General features: G+C 45.7%; 13 protein-coding genes. 7 read left to right on the top strand and 6 right to left on the bottom strand.

The features are described 5' to 3' along the window. Window positions 1–95 precede the first annotated feature (95 nt). Window positions 96–2627 (top strand): penicillin-binding protein 1A, encoded by a 2532-nt coding sequence (locus tag J4N42_RS01120; protein ID WP_252029100.1) that lies wholly within the window; start codon window positions 96–98, stop codon window positions 2625–2627. A gap of 61 nt (window positions 2628–2688) precedes the next feature. Here J4N42_RS01120 and oxyR read toward each other — a convergent pair whose 3' ends face one another. Then, the gene (gene oxyR, locus J4N42_RS01115; RefSeq protein WP_252029099.1) at window positions 2689–3582 is read right to left on the bottom strand and encodes a DNA-binding transcriptional regulator OxyR; all 894 of its coding nucleotides are present in this window, start codon (window positions 3580–3582) and stop codon (window positions 2689–2691) included. A gap of 199 nt (window positions 3583–3781) precedes the next feature. On the opposite strand from oxyR, the gene J4N42_RS01110 reads away from it, so the two are divergent. Together J4N42_RS01110 and J4N42_RS01105 are read left to right on the top strand one after the other, a co-directional pair. Further along, on the top strand, window positions 3782–4510 hold the full coding sequence (locus J4N42_RS01110) for a redoxin family protein (RefSeq protein WP_252029098.1): 729 nt from the start codon (window positions 3782–3784) through the stop codon (window positions 4508–4510). Between the two features lie 174 nt (window positions 4511–4684). Then, window positions 4685–6142: a dihydrolipoyl dehydrogenase gene (locus J4N42_RS01105; protein ID WP_252029097.1), complete on the top strand. Its 1458-nt coding sequence runs from the start codon at window positions 4685–4687 to the stop codon at window positions 6140–6142. A 56-nt stretch (window positions 6143–6198) separates the two neighbouring features. On the opposite strand, the gene J4N42_RS01100 is transcribed toward J4N42_RS01105, so the two are convergent. After that, a complete protein-coding gene (locus J4N42_RS01100; RefSeq protein WP_252029096.1) occupies window positions 6199–6546 on the bottom strand; it encodes a RidA family protein in 348 nt (115 codons plus the stop codon). Between the two features lie 66 nt (window positions 6547–6612). Between J4N42_RS01100 and J4N42_RS01095 the strand changes: the two genes are divergently transcribed. Continuing rightward, window positions 6613–6873 carry a DUF3624 domain-containing protein gene (locus tag J4N42_RS01095; protein ID WP_252029095.1) on the top strand — a complete coding sequence of 87 codons (261 nt, stop codon included), beginning with the start codon at window positions 6613–6615 and terminating at the stop codon, window positions 6871–6873. A gap of 53 nt (window positions 6874–6926) precedes the next feature. Further along, complete coding sequence (locus J4N42_RS01090) at window positions 6927–8102, top strand: alkaline phosphatase PhoX (protein ID WP_252029094.1); 1176 nt, start codon at window positions 6927–6929, stop codon at window positions 8100–8102. Window positions 8103–8281: 179 nt separating this feature from the next. Here the strand turns inward: J4N42_RS01090 and argH are convergent, their stop codons facing one another. From argH to argC, 4 genes are all read right to left on the bottom strand, one after another. Then, window positions 8282–10156, bottom strand: coding sequence for an argininosuccinate lyase (gene argH / locus J4N42_RS01085; protein ID WP_252029093.1), 1875 nt, complete (start codon window positions 10154–10156; stop codon window positions 8282–8284). 229 nt (window positions 10157–10385) lie between these two features. Further along, a complete protein-coding gene (locus J4N42_RS01080; protein WP_252029092.1) occupies window positions 10386–11606 on the bottom strand; it encodes an argininosuccinate synthase in 1221 nt (406 codons plus the stop codon). A 116-nt stretch (window positions 11607–11722) separates the two neighbouring features. Continuing rightward, entirely contained in the window at window positions 11723–12514 is a 792-nt protein-coding gene (gene argB / locus J4N42_RS01075; RefSeq protein WP_252029091.1) for an acetylglutamate kinase, read from the bottom strand. 66 nt (window positions 12515–12580) lie between these two features. Then, window positions 12581–13585: an N-acetyl-gamma-glutamyl-phosphate reductase gene (gene argC / locus J4N42_RS01070; RefSeq protein WP_252030763.1), complete on the bottom strand. Its 1005-nt coding sequence runs from the start codon at window positions 13583–13585 to the stop codon at window positions 12581–12583. 167 nt (window positions 13586–13752) lie between these two features. Here argC and argE point away from each other — a divergent pair, with 167 nt between their 5' ends. Together argE and ppc are read left to right on the top strand one after the other, a co-directional pair. Next, window positions 13753–14889 carry an acetylornithine deacetylase gene (gene argE / locus J4N42_RS01065; protein WP_252029090.1) on the top strand — a complete coding sequence of 379 codons (1137 nt, stop codon included), beginning with the start codon at window positions 13753–13755 and terminating at the stop codon, window positions 14887–14889. 276 nt (window positions 14890–15165) lie between these two features. Next, window positions 15166–17799 (top strand): phosphoenolpyruvate carboxylase, encoded by a 2634-nt coding sequence (gene ppc, locus J4N42_RS01060; protein WP_252029089.1) that lies wholly within the window; start codon window positions 15166–15168, stop codon window positions 17797–17799. Window positions 17800–18114 lie beyond the last annotated feature (315 nt).

Raw genomic sequence — 18114 nt, 5'->3', positions numbered from 1 at the left:
GATTAATTAGGCTCCATCTTAAAATCTGAGCTACTTTTTAGCTTAGAGTACAAGGGTTTGCGATCACGCAGCCTCAACTAATCAGGGATTCTCCGGTGAAGTTCATAAAGCGTTTGTTTATATTCACATTGATTTGCATGATTCTTGGAGTCACTACTATTTTCGGCTTCTATTATCACGTCAAACCAGAGCTACCAGATGTAGCTACTTTGCGCGACGTAGAATTGCAAACTCCAATGCAAGTATTCAGTCAAGATGGGAAGCTGATTTCCCAATTCGGAGAAAAGCGTCGCATTCCCGTCACGTATGACGAAATTCCACAGCACTTGATCGAAGCTTTGATCGCAACGGAAGACAGCCGTTTTTACGAACACCCGGGGATAGACCCAATTGGCATTACCCGTGCAGCGATTGTCGTTGCAATGTCGGGCTCGGCGAAGCAAGGGGCGAGTACCATTACTCAGCAGCTTGCGCGTAACTTCTTCTTATCGAATGAAAAGAAGATCATGCGTAAAATCAAAGAGATTTTCATTGCTATCCACATTGAACAGTTGCTCACAAAACAAGAAATCCTAGAGCTGTACGTTAACAAGATCTTCCTTGGCTATCGTTCGTATGGTTTTGGCGCAGCAGCTCAAACTTACTTCGGTAAAAATCTACAAGATTTATCACTGAGCCAAATCGCAACCTTGGCGGGTATGCCGAAAGCACCGTCTACTATGAACCCTATTTACTCCTTGGAACGCGCAACTAACCGACGCAACATTGTGTTGCTACGTATGTTGGATGAAAAATACATTACACAAGAAGAGTATGACCAAGCTAGAGCTGAAGAGATTGAGTCCCGCTTCCACGGCGCAGAAATTGAGTTAAGTGCCCCTTATGTTGCTGAACTAGCTCGCTCTTGGATGGTATCTCGCTATGGTGAAGATGCGTATACCTCGGGCATGCGAATCTACACAACCGTTGACTCTAAGCTACAAGAAGCGGCTAACACTGCCACTATAGATAACCTATTGGCTTACGATGAACGCCATGGCTACCGTGGTGCAGAAACAGTGCTATGGAAAGCCGGACAAACAGCGCTTAGCCCAGAAGAAATCACTAGCACACTAAGACGAGTACCAACTTACGGCCAAATTACGCCAGCTGTTGTGACCAGCATTGATGGTAAAACGGCTACTGTACAAGTGAAAAATGAAGGCGAGCAAGTCATTGAATGGTCTGGGATGAGCTGGGCACGTAAGTTCTTAACGGACGACCGCCAAGGTCCTGAGCCGAAACAAGCAAACGACATCCTAGCGGTGGGCGAGCAAATATGGGTTCGCTCAGTGCAAATACCAGCAAGCGATGACAACCTAGAAGCGTTACCAACTTGGCGTTTAAGCCAAGTCCCTAACGCCAATGCTGCATTTGTAGCCATGAACCCTGAGAACGGCGCTGTAAAATCGCTAGTCGGTGGCTTTAACTTCGTGCACAACAAATTTAACCGTGCAACGCAGTCAGTTCGCCAAGTCGGTTCTAGTATCAAGCCATTCATTTACTCTGCTGCAATTGATCAAGGCATGACATTGGCTACCCTAATCAACGATGCACCAATCAACCAGTGGGATAAGAGCCAAGGTACGGCGTGGCGACCGAAGAACTCACCGCCGACTTACGTTGGTCCAACACGCCTACGTATTGGTCTAGCACAGTCTAAAAACGTGATGGCCGTGCGTGTTCTACGTGAAGTCGGCCTAGACGAAACGCGTGAATACCTCACTCGCTTCGGTTTCAATATTAACGACCTGCCTCGCTCAGAAACCATAGCGCTAGGAGCAGGTAGCTTAACCCCTGTCAAAATGGCGCAAGGCTACTCAGTGTTCGCTAACGGTGGTTACTACGTCGAACCGTTCTATATCAGCCGTGTCGAAACACCTTTTGGCGATTTAGAATACCAAGCAAACCCTAGCATTATTTGCCGCGATGATTGTCCTGAACAATCAACCGCGACAACAACGGCTGAAAACGAGTTTGCAGAACAAGACGTTGTCGTTGACGAGAATGCTCCGCACTACGCACCGCAAGTCATCTCAGAGCAAACTGCGTTCTTAGTTCGAGAAATGATGTACAGCAACATTTGGGGTGGCGGCAACTGGCGCGATGGCACTGGCTGGAACGGTACTGGCTGGCGAGCTCAACCACTTAAGCGCCGCGATATTGGTGGTAAAACAGGTACCACTAATGATTCTAAAGATGCATGGTACAACGGCTACGGCCCAGGTATTGTCGCTACAGCTTGGGTAGGCTTCGATGACCACAACCGTAAGTTAGGCCGTACTAAGCCAAATAAAAACTTGGACAACAACCAGATCTCTGGTGCGGAAGCGGGTGCGAAGACCGCTCAACCTGCATGGGTAGACTTTATGAAGGTCGCGCTGCAAGACACACCAGCGCAACCAAAAGCACTACCACCGGAAATTGTTCGAGTGCGTATCGACCGCGAAACTGGCTTACTCACTAACAAGTTTGATTCCAGCTCAATGTTTGAGTACTTCTTACAAGGTACAGAACCAAAAGAGTTCGTCGCTGAACGCATTAGCGACAATATTTACAGCTCTTCAGAATCCGAAGAACTGTTCTAACTCAAGTCAAAACGGAAAAAGGAGAGCTTATGCTCTCCTTTTTTATTTGTGCTAGTTTCAACTATACCGCGCTTTCAAGCTGATTTTTTATTGCCTCAGCAAGCTGCTCAAAACGAGCTCTCAGTGGAGAGCCTGGTCGGTACGCCAACACAATACTGCGCGAAGGAATCGGATTCGCTGCTTTAACATAGCACACCCCATCTTTAACTTTTTCTTTTGGTAGTGATAACTCGGGTAACAAAGTAATCCCCGCCCCTGCTGCTACCATGTTACGCAGCGTTTCTAAGCTGGTTGCCTTAAAGCGTTCATCATCTTTTGCCCCTGCAGCGAAACAAAAACCTAATGCTTGGTCTCGCAAACAGTGGCCATCACCCAGCGCCAACACTGTTTTACCGTTCAGCTCTAGCATGTCGATTTCATCAAGATTGGCCCATTCATGATCGCAAGGCACCGCTACACTCATTGGCTCATTATATACTTCGATCTCTTTAAACATTTCTGTTTCAGTGACCGAAGCCAATACTAAGCAATCGAGTTTGCCTTCTTCTAGCTGGCGCACTAGCTGATGAGTCTGCGCTTCATGCAGATACAACTCAAGTTCGGGGAATTGCTCTTTTAGGCTAGGTACAATTCTCGGCAATAGATAAGGGCCGACAGTTGGAATAAAGCCAATGTGCATCGGCCCAGACATAGCACCCGTTTGTTGGCTGGCCATATCTTTGAAAGTCTTAACTTCACCCAAAATACGCTTTGCTTGCTCCACTAATTGCAAGCCAGAATCGGTAAACAATACTCGACGACTACTACGCTCAAGTAACGTGGTTCCCAATTCATCTTCCAGTTTTCGAATCTGGCCACTCAACGTCGGCTGACTGACAAAACACGCTTCCGCCGCTTTGCGGAAGTGTTTGTGCTCAGCCAAAGATACTAGATATTCAAAGTCACGAATGTTCATGAATTTCCCCATAAGGACATTACTCACCACCATAATGGCAGCAAATAGTTTAGATAGGAATTAGCTATCAAAACCATAACATTAAACGATTAGAGCTATCAAAGGTTTTATTTAATAATAACTACATCGAAACAGAGCACAGTCACTACACTGATAAGACTCAACCACACAATTTTAGAATCCAATAAAGGAAACCATTATGTTTACATCTAAAGAAGGCCAAAACGTACCGCAAGTTACTTTTCCAACTCGCCAAAGCGACGCTTGGGTAAATGTAACAACTGACGATCTGTTCAAAGACAAAACCGTGATCGTGTTCAGCCTTCCGGGCGCGTTCACACCAACGTGTTCATCTAGCCACTTGCCACGCTATAACGAGCTGTTTTCTGTATTTCAAGACCATGGCGTAGACGAGATTCTGTGTGTATCTGTTAACGACACATTTGTAATGAACGCATGGAAGAGTGACCAAGAAGCTGAAAATATTACTTTTATTCCAGATGGTAATGGTGAGTTTACTGACGGCATGGGCATGTTAGTTGATAAAAACGACCTAGGTTTTGGCAAGCGTTCATGGCGCTACAGCATGCTAGTGAAAAACGGTGTGGTTGAGAAAATGTTTATTGAGCCAAACGAGCCAGGCGACCCGTTCAAAGTATCAGACGCAGACACCATGCTTAAACACGTGGCACCAGACTACAAAACTCAAGAATCAATCACTGTATTTACCAAACCAGGCTGCCCTTTCTGCATGAAGGCGAAACAAAATCTGATAGACCACGGTCTTCAATATGAAGAAGTGGTGTTGGGTAAAGATGCAACGACTGTCAGCCTACGTGCAATTTCAGGCCGCACGACCGTTCCTCAAGTTTTCATCGGTGGTAAACACATTGGTGGCAGCGAAGAATTGGAAGCGTACTTAGGTTAATTCCGAACCCTCAGCCTCCCATCACCTTCGGGCGTTGGGGGGCACTTTAAACCTCAGTCGAGTTTAGATAACTAGTCGCTTGTCGTTGTTCAACTCCACTACTTATCCAAATTTACAAACCCATTGATAACCTCTTGCGCCCTCGGTGCGACAGAGGCAAAGCGAGTGTGCAGTATGAAACAATTAAATGTTGATGTAGCTATCATCGGTGGTGGTACCGCTGGCCTAGGCGCGTATCGCGCAGCTAAAGCACATACCAACAGCGTGGTAATGGTTGAAGGTGGTCCATATGGCACCACTTGTGCGCGTGTCGGTTGTATGCCATCCAAATTGCTGATCGCTGCAGCGGAGAGTGTGCATCAAATAGAAAAAGCCCCTGGTTTTGGTGTTCATCCTCAAGGTGAAATTGTCATCAATGGCCGTGAAGTCATGGATCGCGTAAAGCGCGAACGCGACCGCTTTGTGGGCTTTGTATTAGAAGGGGTGGATGAGATCCCTACTCAAGATAAAGTCTCGGGATACGCCAAATTCATTGATGATCACACCCTACAAGTGGATGACCATACCCAAATCTCAGCCAAACGCATTGTGATCGCGACAGGCTCTCGTCCTGCTTACCCTGCTGTATGGAACGATCTCGGCAACCGACTGGTCATCAATGATGATGTTTTTGACTGGGATGACTTGCCAGAATCAGTAGCCGTATTTGGCCCTGGTGTTATTGGTCTAGAACTAGGGCAAGCGCTACATCGCCTAGGTGTAAAGGTGAAGCTATTTGGCATTGGGGGTCAAGTCGGGCCTCTGACGGATCCAGAAGTAATGCAATACGCAGACAAAGCGTTTAAAGAAGAGTTCTACTTAGATGCCGATGTCAAAGTCGAGAGCATGAAGCGTATTGATGGCACTGACAAAGTTGAAATTCAATTCATTAATCATGATGGGGACTTAGAGACTTTTGTTGTCGACTATGTGTTGGCTGCAACTGGACGTCGCCCTAATGTCGACAAACTTGCTATTGAAAACACCACTGTAGAACTTGATGAACGCGGCGTACCAAACGCGGATCACTACACTCTGCAAACCTCTGCAGAAAACATCTTTATTGCCGGTGATGCTAGCAATCAAATTCCGCTGCTGCATGAAGCTGCCGATCAAGGCCGAATTGCAGGTGACAATGCAGGTCGCTTTCCAGATATCCGAGCAGGTCTGCGCCGTTCCGTCATTTCAGCCGTGTTCTCTGATCCGCAAATCGCGATGGTAGGAGAAACCTACAAACAATTAACCACTCGTCTGGGCAATTGTGGTTGCTTTGCTACTGGTGAAGTGTCGTTTGAAAACCAAGGACGCTCACGTGTAATGCTTAGAAACAAAGGCATCTTACACGTATACGGTGAGCAAGGCACCGGGCGCTTTTTAGGTGCGGAAATGATGGGACCGAATGCTGAGCATCTCGCGCACCTACTGGCTTGGGCTCATCAAAATAAGATGACAGTATCAGAAATGCTAGATATGCCGTTCTACCATCCCGTCATCGAGGAAGGCGTTCGTACAGCACTTCGGGACCTCAACGCCAAGTTACACCTTGGCCCTGAAATGATTAAGCATTGTTTAGACTGCGGTCCTGGCTGCTAACCAAAACAAAAAACGAGCCAATAGGCTCGTTTTTTTTGGTTAGAGCTCAGCTAAAATCACTTTTCAGCCGCAATCACAGAAATTTCCACCAACAAGGCTTCACGCGCCATGTCACCCGTCACACAAGCACGTGCTGGAGCATGGCCTTCTGGTACCCACGCATCCCAAACGGCATTCATTGCTTGGAAGTCCTGCATATCTTTTAGGTAAATCGTAGCCGAAAGCATGTGTTCTTTGTCACTTCCCGCTTCTAGCAGCAGTTCTTCGACTTTATCTAACATAGTTTGGGTCTGCTCTGTAATACCTTTCGTCGCGTCAGCACATACTTGGCCACATAGGTAAATAACACCATTATGCTTTACAATTCGGCTCATACGCTGTTTAGTTTGTTGGCGTTCTATCATGTTTCTCACTTCTTTAATGCGGTACTTTTATAGGAATAACTCCATAGTACCTAATATGCTTTCCCCATGACATGCAACTACTGTGAAAAAAATTGGTTTTGGAAAAAGATTGGCCGTTGTAAACGCTGTATGGATCAGCTCACAGTGTTATCAGTGGTGTGCTGGATCATTTGGTGGTTTGGCTTTAAAGAAAATCCACAGAGTATTGAGTCCATCGCACTGATCATGGCAGGCTTCGCATTCAATGGATTGTTATTTCTCCACTTATGGATGCGCTTTGTGATATTGCCTTGGAAGAAACGAAATAGAGGGAATCTACGCCGATAACTCTCACCTTAACTATACTTATTGAAGCCATAAAAACATCACTAGGAAAGACCGTGGTTTCGAGAAGACGTCTAATTGCTTGGTCATTATTATCTACTCCCCAAGTCGCATTGCTTTTATCACCTTTAGGATGTTCTGATGACAATAACTCAGGTGATGAAACGGAGTTCAGCATCCTACCCGAGTTACTCCCTCCCGATAATAATGGTGTAATGCTTCTCTCTGGTTTCTCATCAAGAATTGTGGCGAAATCAGGGGAAATGCCCAGCAATAATTCTAGCTATGTATGGCATAAGTCTCCTGATGGTGGTGCGATCTTTCCTACGTATAACAACGACTGGATCTATGTATCAAATAGCGAAGAGGCTGACAACCTTGGAGGGGTTGGAGCTTTAAGGTTTGACAGTTTTGGAAACCTCATAGATGCCTATGAGATTTTGTCAAACACAAACCGAAACTGTGCAGGAGGTGCAACTCCATGGGGAACTTGGTTATCTTGTGAAGAAATTGAACTTGGCAATGTTTGGGAATGTGACCCTTTAGGAAATGAAACAGCGGAAGTACTTCCAGCACTTGGCAGTTTTGCTCATGAAGCCATAGCCGTAGACGATAACCTTGACATATATCTTACGGAAGATAGATCAGATGGTGGATTTTACAAATACGTATCCAGCGATAAAAGTAGAGACAAGCCTGATTTGCACAATGGTACTTTATATATAGCCTCAAAAAGTGGGAACCGGATATCATGGGAAATCGTTCCCGACCCTAGCGCAACCTCATTAGAAACACGTTATCAAGTCAACTCGAGTGAACCATTTAACGGAGGAGAAGGAATTGCCTACGAAGACCGAACTATCAACTTTGTAACTAAAGGAGACAACAAGGTATGGGCATATAATATTGATTCTCAAGAAATAGAAGTTATCTATAATGCTGCTGATTACTCGAACCCAGTACTTACTGGTGTTGATAATGTAGCAATCGCACCAAATGGTAATTTATTGGTAGCTGAAGATGGAGGTAACCTTCAACTAGTCTTACTCTCTAGCAGTGGAGAACCTTATCCTATCATACAGTTAATTGGACACGACCAAAGTGAAATAACTGGCCCCGCATTTTCCCCCGACGGTAACAAACTATACTTCAGTTCACAGGATGGCACATCAGGTGAGCCAGACGGTGGCATTACATTTGAGATCACAGGTAACTTTTCCGAGCTGCCGTAAAGATTCCCCGAAAAAGAAAAAAGCCCCAAAACCAAATCTGGTTTGGGGCCTTCTTAGATTCTTCTAAGAAAAAGCAGTGGTACTTTAATAGACCGAGCTTTTTCTCAATGGTTCCCAGAAAAATGATCTTTTTTTCGATCTTTTTTTGAGAACCATAATTCACCTTAGCTTACAGCAGTTTACGCAACCTCTACCTTAGCAATCAGTTTCTCAATTAAATTAATTTCCAGTGCGACTTCATCACATGCATGCTGGCGAGGACACTGCTCACAATCTTTAAGTACTTTCTCTGGGAGCAAACTCTTAGACGTCGGCAAGAAGCTATGGTTCATAAAGAATTCTGGCGTACGAGTTAGAACAAACACTTTCTTAATGGCCATTTGACGCGCTTTTTCGACTAGGTGCTGAACGATAGCAGTACCATGGCCCTGACCATGCCAGCCAGCCTCGACTCCAAGGGAGCGAATTTCAGCCAAGCCCGAGTCGTAAACGTAGAGTGAAGCACAACCCGTTACCTCACCGTGATGCTCAGAGACTGCAAACGAGCCAATATCACGCACCAACTCATTACGAGAGCGTGGTAAGTTTTCACCCATATTCGCCCAGTAGGTCACCATGCCTTCTAGGGATTCGATGTCGGTCAGTCGAGCTGAACGTACTTTTACCGCGAGCGTGTCTCTGGTGTCTAAACGCTTTTCAGCTTGGTCTACTGCGTAAGCAACTTGCTTAGGTGACACACCACCGAGAGCGCTGCGTTTTTCCAAACAAGAATCAATGGTTAAGATGTCATACACATCAGACTCGATCACTTCAGAGAACTCTTTCAGTTCTTCGATCGACAATTCTTCTAGCGCACAACCTTTGGCAATGGCCCCAACTACAGCGACACCGACAATATGGTGCGCTTCGCGGAATGGAATATCTTTCGCGACTAAGTAGTCAGCCAACTCTGTCGCATTCGCATAGCCTTGCTTCGCCGCTTCTAACGTACGTTCGCCGTTCACCTTGATACCGTCAAAACACAGTGCAGCCATCTCCATACAATCATTCCAAGTATCAAGCGCATCAAATAGCCCTTCCTTGTCTTCTTGCATGTCTTTGTTGTAAGCCAATGGCAGCGCTTTTACAGTCATCATCATGCCAGCAAGAGAGCCATAAACACGGCCCGTTTTACCACGGATCAGCTCTAACGCGTCTGGGTTTTTCTTTTGCGGCATCAGCGATGAACCAGACGTCACGGTATCGGCTAACTCAATGAAGTTTGATTCACCTGAGTTGTAGAAAATCATATCTTCCGCTAGACGAGATAAATGCAGCATAGAGATAGAAGCAATCGACATTAGCTCCATCACATGATCACGGTCGGAAACTGAATCTAATGAGTTACGTGTCGCACGGCGGAAGCCTAAGTTATGAGCGAGCTTTTCACGATCCATTGGGTAAGCCGTACCAGCTAAAGCACCACTGCCAAGTGGGCAAGTATCTAAACGCTTAATCGCGTCATTCAAACGCGAGTAATCACGTTCAAACATTTCAACATACGCTAGACACCAGTGAGCAAAGGTAACTGGTTGAGCACGTTGCAAGTGGGTATAGCCTGGAAGTACCGTACCCTGATGCTCTTTTGCAACCGAAACCATTTGAGATTGCAGACGATCAAGAGCAATAAGAAGTTGTTGACCTTGCTGACGACACCAAAGTTTAAGGTCTGTCGCCACCTGATCGTTACGCGAGCGACCAGTATGAAGTTTTTTACCTAGGTCTCCGACTTTACCAATCAGTTGCTGCTCAACCCAAGAGTGAATATCTTCAGCATCAGAGCGTAGAATCTGATTTGGGTCTTCCATCACTTCAAGCTTAAGTTCATTAAGCGCTAGCTCTAGTTTCTGCTGCTCTTCTTCGGTGAGTACATCAACAGACTGAAGTGCTTTGGACCAGGCAATCGAGCCCACAATGTCTTGCTCAGCCAGTCGGTAATCAAAGCGAAGTGAATCGTTGAAATCTTTGAACCTTGTGTCTGCTGCTTGGGTAAATCTACCGCCCCATAATGCCATTGTGTCTCTCCTAATTGCTCTTAATTCATTGCTTTTGCAATGATGGAAGCTGATTGAAATCAGTTCCTTTTTTGGTATGGTTCAAACTTACCTCAATTCAAGATAAAAACAAAGTAAAAATTCACTTATTTCACATAATTATTCAACAAAGGCAAATTTAAATGCATTTGATACAAAAAGCCCGCTAGGTGACTAGCGGGCTTTGTTTTCTTTCTACTGTTCAGAATAATTACTTATTCTTCTTTACTTCATTTAGCGCTCTGATTCTGCTTGATAGAGAGTACAGGCGGATAAAGCCTTCTGCATGACTTTGATCGTAAACTTCATCTTCACCAAAGGTTGCAAACTCTTCACAGTACAGGCTGTTGTCCGAACGCTTTTGAGTCACTGTCGCTTGGCCTTTATACAGTTTCACAACCACTTCGCCGTTTACGTCTTGAGCCAGCTCTTCAGAAGCGGCTAGGATTGACTTACATAGTGGAGTGAACCAACGACCATCGTAAACAAGGTGAGAAGCTTTTACACCAAGCTCTTCACGGAATTCAAACGCTGTCTTATCCAGTACAAGTTGCTCTACTGCACGCAGTGCTTCCATCATGATGGTGCCACCAGGAGTTTCGTAACAACCACGAGACTTCATACCTACTAGGCGGTTTTCCACGATATCGATACGACCAACACCGTGTTTCACACCTTTATCGTTTAGGTAAACGAGAGCGTTATATGGCGTCATTGTCTCGCCATCCACAGCGACAACTGCACCTTTCTCGACTTTCAGTGTTACGTATTCGGCTTCGTTTGGCGCTTGCTCAGGATCAACCGTCCAAGCCCAGCAATCATCGTTTGGCGCGTTCCAAGTATCTTCTAGAACGCCACCTTCAGTAGAGATATGCCACGCATTTGCGTCACGAGAGTAAATTTTAGTTAGAGATGCGGTACATGGAATGTTGCGCTCAGCAAGGTAATCCAGACACTCTTCACGGCTAACAAGATCCCATTCACGCCAAGGGGCAATCACATGTAGGTCAGGAGCCAGAGCTGCAAATGCACCCTCAAAACGCACTTGGTCGTTACCTTTACCAGTACAACCGTGACACAATGCATCAGCGCCAACTTTACGCGCTACTTCAACCTGTGCTTTAGCAATGATTGGACGAGCCATTGAGGTACCTAGTAGGTATTTGCCTTCGTAGTAAGCACCTGTTTTTAGAGTTGGATAAATGTACTCTGCCACCATCTCTTCTTTAAGGTCAGCGATGTAACACTCAGATGCACCAGATGCTTTCGCCTTTTCTTCAATGCCTTCTAGCTCCTCAGCACCTTGGCCAACATCCGCAACGAATGCGACAACTTCACAATCGTAGTTTTCTTTTAGCCACGGGATAATTACTGAGGTATCCAGACCGCCAGAATATGCGACAACTACTTTATTAACTTGAACTTTACTCATTTTCTTTCTCCAAATTCCCTGCGCTGCGCTTGGCGGTCAGTGCTCGGGTTACTTCCATTACTATTCTTTATTTGCTCGCTGGCATACTGCCAACGAACTCTATTGTTTTCACTAATTTAAGCGGGTACAAATTGAGTACCGATGCTTTCTCCTGCAAATAGCTGGGTAAGCTTTTCAGGGTAGCGCCATGTCGCGACTTCAATTGGTCGGCCCAGATCGTTAGCGGCTTCTAACGCTGCATAAACTTTTACGATCATGCCATCAGTAATGACTTTGCCTTGAATCAGCTGTTCTGCTTGCTGTGCATCTAGGCTAGTGATTAGGTGGCCCTTACCATCCAATACCCCACTCACATCTGACAGTAAAACCAACTCAGCATCCAAAGCACCTGCAACGGCAACTGCTGCTTGGTCGGCGTTCACATTCATTAGTTGGCCTTCATTCGTTAAACCGATTGAACTAATAATCGGTAGTGCACCGCTAGCCAAAATTGCCTGAAGTACCTGAGAATTACCTGGTGTCGCTTTACCTACCGCACCAAGTTCTGGGTCAAGCTCTTCTACGTGGCACAATCCACCGTCTGCAAGGCTAAGGCCTACTGCATTTAAGCCATCTTTGATCGCTTGACCTTGAAGTAGCTTGTTAGCCGTACCCGCTAAGGCACCTGCAATGACTGGGATTTGATCGTACGGTGTCACACGTAAACCATCTTTTTTAACAGTTTCTAACTGAAGCTTGGCCATTAAATCATCGACCAAGTAGCCACCACCGTGCACGATGACAATTCGTCGTTGAGCTTGTTGTTGATAAGTTGCGATAGCACCAAAAACTTGGCTAAGTGTATCGGTGCACGATAATGCAGCACCGCCCAATTTGATCACTAATGGATTCTGCTTACTACTTGTCATTCCTTAATCCCTACTGTCGCTTATTACTTATCACAACGTTACTTTTCACAATATTTTCTGCATTGATTACAGCAAAGCGGTTAGCTCTGAAAAACCGTAATGAATGTTTAAACATTGCATTGCTTGGCTTGACGCACCTTTCAATAAATTATCAATCGCAGAGACAACAATGATGTGCTCGCCCTGCACTTTCCAGCCGATATCGCAAAATGGCGTTTGCTCAACATTTTGAATGGTCGGCAGAGTTCCCTGCATAAGACGCACTGCCGGCTTATCTTGGTATGCGCTTTCAAATGCTTGTGCAATTTGCTCTGCCGTCACGCCTTTCGCTAACTTCATCGTGGTTGTCGCCAAAATACCACGCTTAAAGTTGCCTAAATGCGGCGTGAAAATCACATCACACCCTAAGTGAGTCGCAATTTCTGGCTGATGACGATGATTGAATACGCCATAAGCTTGCAGGCTTACTTCGCAAAAGCTGTTGGTCATCGAAGCTTTGCGCCCTGCGCCGGAGACTCCACTGGTCGCGTTGATCACAGGCCACTGATTTAGGTCTAGCAGACCCTTTTCAACTAGAGGCTTAATAGCAAGCTGCGACGCCGTTGGGTAGCAACCCGGGACCGCTATCAGCTGGTGCTGTTTAATCGCTTCAGCATTCCACTCCGCCAATCCATAAGCAGAGTTATCCAACCATGCTTCGTGCTGGTGCGCGAAACCATAGAATTCTTGATAGAAATTGTCGCTTTTAACTCTGAACGCACCTGACAGGTCGAATACTTGGCAACCTTGCTCTAAAAAAACGGGAGCGAGGTCATGGCTGACTTCATGGGCTGTTGCGAGGAAAACCACATCGCATTCTTGCGCCGCTTTTTTCACGTCAATCAAAGGCTGGACAGGAGTATCGATGACACCCGATAGCTTGCCGTGCAGCTGAGCAATACTTTTTCCTGCGTCAACACTATTGGCGGACACATATAAACCTGATAGCGTAAGTTGCGGGTGTTTATGTATCATTACCGCTAGCTCAGCTCCGGTGTAGCCGCTAGCGCCGATAATTGTGGTTTTTAGCATCTCAGCTTTTAACATTTAAGGCATCCAAATCTTAAGTAAACAACACTAATCAAATGACTATTAATTTTAAAAAACCGCTTTATTTTGATTTTTTATTCATTAATTATGATTTAATATGTGTTTTACCTTCTTAAGGTATTTCTGTCAACAGTAGAAGTGAAGATAATATGCAATTACCAAGTTTTCTTGAGGTCTATAGAGGCCTAATTTCAACCTCATCCATCAGTTCTACCGATCCAAGCTGGGATGAAGGCAATGCACAGGTCATTGAAAAGTTAGCGACTTGGCTGAAAGACCTTGGCTTCGAGGTAACCGTTACTGAGGTTGAACCGGGAAAACACAACTTAATTGCGAAAAAAGGCGCGGGTGAAGGTGGATTACTGTTAGCAGGTCACAGTGATACTGTGCCATTCGACGAAGGCCGCTGGAATTTCGATCCGCATGCACTGACTGAATCAGATAACAAATTCTATGGTTTAGGCACAGCAGACATGAAAGGCTTCTTTGCCTTTATTATAGAAGCGGTGAAGAAAGTCGATTGGAGCAAACAAACTAAGCCTTTATATATCCTCGCGACGTGTGACGAAGAAACCACTATGCTGGGAGCTCGTCACTTTACCGAAAATGCACCGTTTCAACCTGACTACTGCATCATCGGTGAGCCGACCAGCCTAGTCCCTATTCGTGGCCACAAAGGTCATGTCGCGAATGCTGTACGCGTCACCGGGAAATCAGGACACTCTTCCGATCCAGCGCTAGGTGTTAATGCTATCGAGATCATGCACGAAGTCCTATTTGCCTTAATGCAGCTCAGAGACAAGTTAATTAAAGAGTATCACCACCCTGGGTTTGCCATTCCCAGTCCAACTCTCAACCTTGGCCACATTCATGGTGGTGATAGCGCTAATCGCATCTGTGGTTGTTGTGAACTGCATTACGATGTACGTCCATTACCAGGGATCAGCTTAGATGGATTAGACAATATGCTGCGCGGAGCACTCAAAGAAGTCGAAGCAAAATGGCCGGGGCGACTCTCTATTACTCCACTGCATGAACCAATACCAGGTTATGAGTGTCAACATGACCACCCCTTTATCGGCGGCGTAGAACAAATTTGTCAAACACCTTCCGAAACTGTGAACTACTGTACGGAGGCACCGTTCTTACAGCAACTTTGCCCGACTCTCGTTTTAGGTCCAGGTTCCATTGACCAAGCACACCAGCCTGATGAGTTCTTATCATTTGAGTTTATCGACCCAACCATAGATATTCTTTCCAAGGCGATGCATAAATATTGCTTCTAGAATTCAGTGAGGCTGATGCTTTGCTGTCAGCCTCATCCTTTCTCTACACTTATTTCGAGCCACTTCAACTTTTTCTCCTGAACTAAAAACGCCCTTTACTCCTTGTAATAAAATTTCAATATCAATAAAACTAACTGCTTCAAAAGCTTATCAACACTCACTTGCATAATAAATGCAATCTTAGACGGCTTTATTTGACTCCATACAACACTTTTCGCTAGATTGTGTACTTAACAAGGAACATTGGATGTAATTTTTTTACAAGGCAGGATGACAATGAACGAGAAATACTCCGCTCTTAGAAGCAATGTGAGCATGCTAGGACACTTGCTTGGCAACACCATCAAGGATGCACATGGTGACGTACTTCTAGAGAAAGTAGAAACCATTCGTAAACTTTCCAAGTCCGCCCTCGCAGGCAATCAACAAGATCGCGACAGCTTGATTGAAGAAATCAAAAGCCTGCCGAATGAACAGCTCACCCCAGTTGCTCATGCATTCAACCAATTTCTCAACCTGACCAACATGGCCGAGCAATACCACACAATTTCTCGCCACTGTGATGCTAACGTTTGTGAACCCGATGCGCTAAACACGCTGTTCTCCAAACTTAGCCAGCAAGACATCAGCAAACTAGACACCGCTCAGGCCGTTCGCGACCTTAATATTGAGTTGGTACTAACTGCGCACCCAACTGAAATTACTCGTCGCACAATGATTCACAAACTAGTGAAGATTAATAAGTGCCTTTCAAAACTAGAGCTGGGTGACTTATCAGAAAAAGAACGCCGTAAAACAGAGCGACGCTTAGAACAATTGATTGCTCAAAGCTGGCACTCCGACACTATCCGTAAACAGCGCCCTACACCACTTGATGAAGCGAAGTGGGGATTTGCTGTGGTTGAGAATTCACTGTGGGAAGCGGTTCCAGATTTCCTACGTGAACTCGACCAACGCCTAGAAGGCTACCTTGGTGAAGGGCTACCTATTGACGCACGACCTGTTCACTTCTCATCTTGGATGGGTGGCGATCGCGACGGTAACCCATTTGTCACTCACACCATCACACGCGAAGTCATGCTACTTTCGAGATGGAAAGCGGCAGATCTTTACCTAAACGATATCAATGAGCTCGTTAGCGAACTGTCGATGACACAATGCAACGACGCGGTACGCGCGCTTGCTGGTGAAGATGAGCATGAACCTTACCGTGCGGTATTGAAAGAGTTACGTGCCCTACTCACAGAAACCAAAGACATTCTAGACGCGAAGATTCATGGCCAAAAACTGGCAGTGAAAGCGCCGCTACAAAAAATTGAACAGCTTTGGGAACCTCTATATGCGTGCTACCAATCGCTGCATGAGTGTGGCATGGGCATCATTGCCGATGGCTCGTTGCTCGATACTCTACGCCGCATTAAAGCGTTTGGCGTGCATCTGGTTCGCCTCGATATCCGTCAAGAAAGCACCCGACACTCCGATGTACTGTCAGAGTTGACTCGCTACCTAGGTATCGGCGACTACGATCAGTGGAGTGAGCAAGACAAAGTTGCCTTCCTAACTAACGAGCTGGCTTCCAAGCGCCCACTGCTCCCGCGCGACTGGGAACCTTCTGAAGCTGTTAAGGAAGTACTGGATACGTGTAAGATCGTAGCTGCTCAACCACGAGAAGCCTTTGGTGCCTATGTGATTTCGATGGCTCGCACAGCTTCCGATGTCCTTGCAGTTCACTTACTCCTGCAAGAATCAGGATGTCCTTACCGCATGGATGTATGTCCTCTGTTCGAAACATTGGATGACCTCAACAACGCTGAATCAGTAGTCAAACAGCTAATGGGTATCGACCTATACCGTGGCTTTATTCAGAATCATCAAATGGTCATGATTGGCTACTCTGATTCAGCAAAAGATGCCGGTGTAATGTCTGCAGGTTGGGCTCAATACCATGCGATGGAATCCTTAGTTAAAGTTGCTGAGGAAGAAGGGGTAGAGCTGACTCTATTCCATGGCCGTGGCGGCACAATTGGCCGCGGTGGCGCGCCAGCTCATGCTGCACTACTTTCTCAACCGCCAAAGAGTTTGAAAGGTGGCCTACGTGTTACTGAACAAGGTGAGATGATTCGCTTCAAGCTTGGCTTACCAGAAGTGGCAGTCAACAGCTTTAGTTTGTATGCAAGTGCAATCTTAGAAGCGAACTTACTGCCACCACCAGAGCCTAAACAAGAGTGGCGCGATCTAATGAACGTGCTATCTGAAGTTAGTTGTGAGTCTTACCGCAGCGTAGTGCGTGGTGAAGCGGACTTTGTTCCATATTTCCGTCAAGCCACTCCTGAACTTGAGCTTGGTAAACTTCCATTGGGCTCTCGCCCAGCGAAGCGTAATCCAAAAGGTGGCGTAGAAAGTTTACGTGCAATCCCATGGATATTCTCATGGAGTCAAAACCGTCTTGTTCTTCCTGCATGGTTAGGTGCTGGTGAAGCGATTCAATACTCTGTCGATAAAGGACATCAAGCGCTGCTGGAAGAAATGTGTCGTGAATGGCCGTTCTTCTCCACTCGCTTAGGCATGCTGGAGATGGTATACACCAAGTGTAACATGGAGATTTCACGTTACTACGATGAGCGCCTGGTTGATGAGCCATTACTTCCACTGGGTGATCGTCTACGAGATCAACTGCAAAAGGACATCAAAGCTGTATTGAATGTGGAAAACAACGAGAACCTAATGCAAAGCGACCCATGGGGCCTAGAGTCTATTCGTTTGCGTAACATCTACGTTGAGCCATTGAACATGCTACAAGCAGAACTGCTGTACCGTACTCGACAAAATGAGGAGTCTTCACCTGAATTAGAAGAAGCACTCATGGTTACGATTGCTGGTATTGCCGCAGGTATGCGAAATACTGGCTAACAGCCTGCTCAATTGGCAGATGGATACTTTTTATTCATCTGCCAATTTGCTCAACACTTCATTTTAAATTCAAAAACCAGACAAAAGATCCCACAAAACCAGTACTATCAACCATAACAAAACCACTATTGAGTTTTTTGTCAGCTTTTTAGGCAAAACTGGCCATCTATTCCACTTTATGCTTATTATTTAGATATACTACTGCTCCACTACGAGAACAAATTAATACCCATAACTCGTAGCTTAGATACCTCTCTAGGTACTCACTCTAGGTGACATACGGCTTAACCAAGGTGACAGAACCGACAATATAAA

Origin of the sequence: Vibrio sp. SCSIO 43135, from assembly GCF_023716665.1 — a bacterium.
Taxonomy (GTDB): domain Bacteria; phylum Pseudomonadota; class Gammaproteobacteria; order Enterobacterales; family Vibrionaceae; genus Vibrio; species Vibrio paucivorans.
The sequence above is the reverse complement of the archived record's forward strand: the minus strand, read 5'-3'. Positions and strand labels throughout refer to the sequence as shown.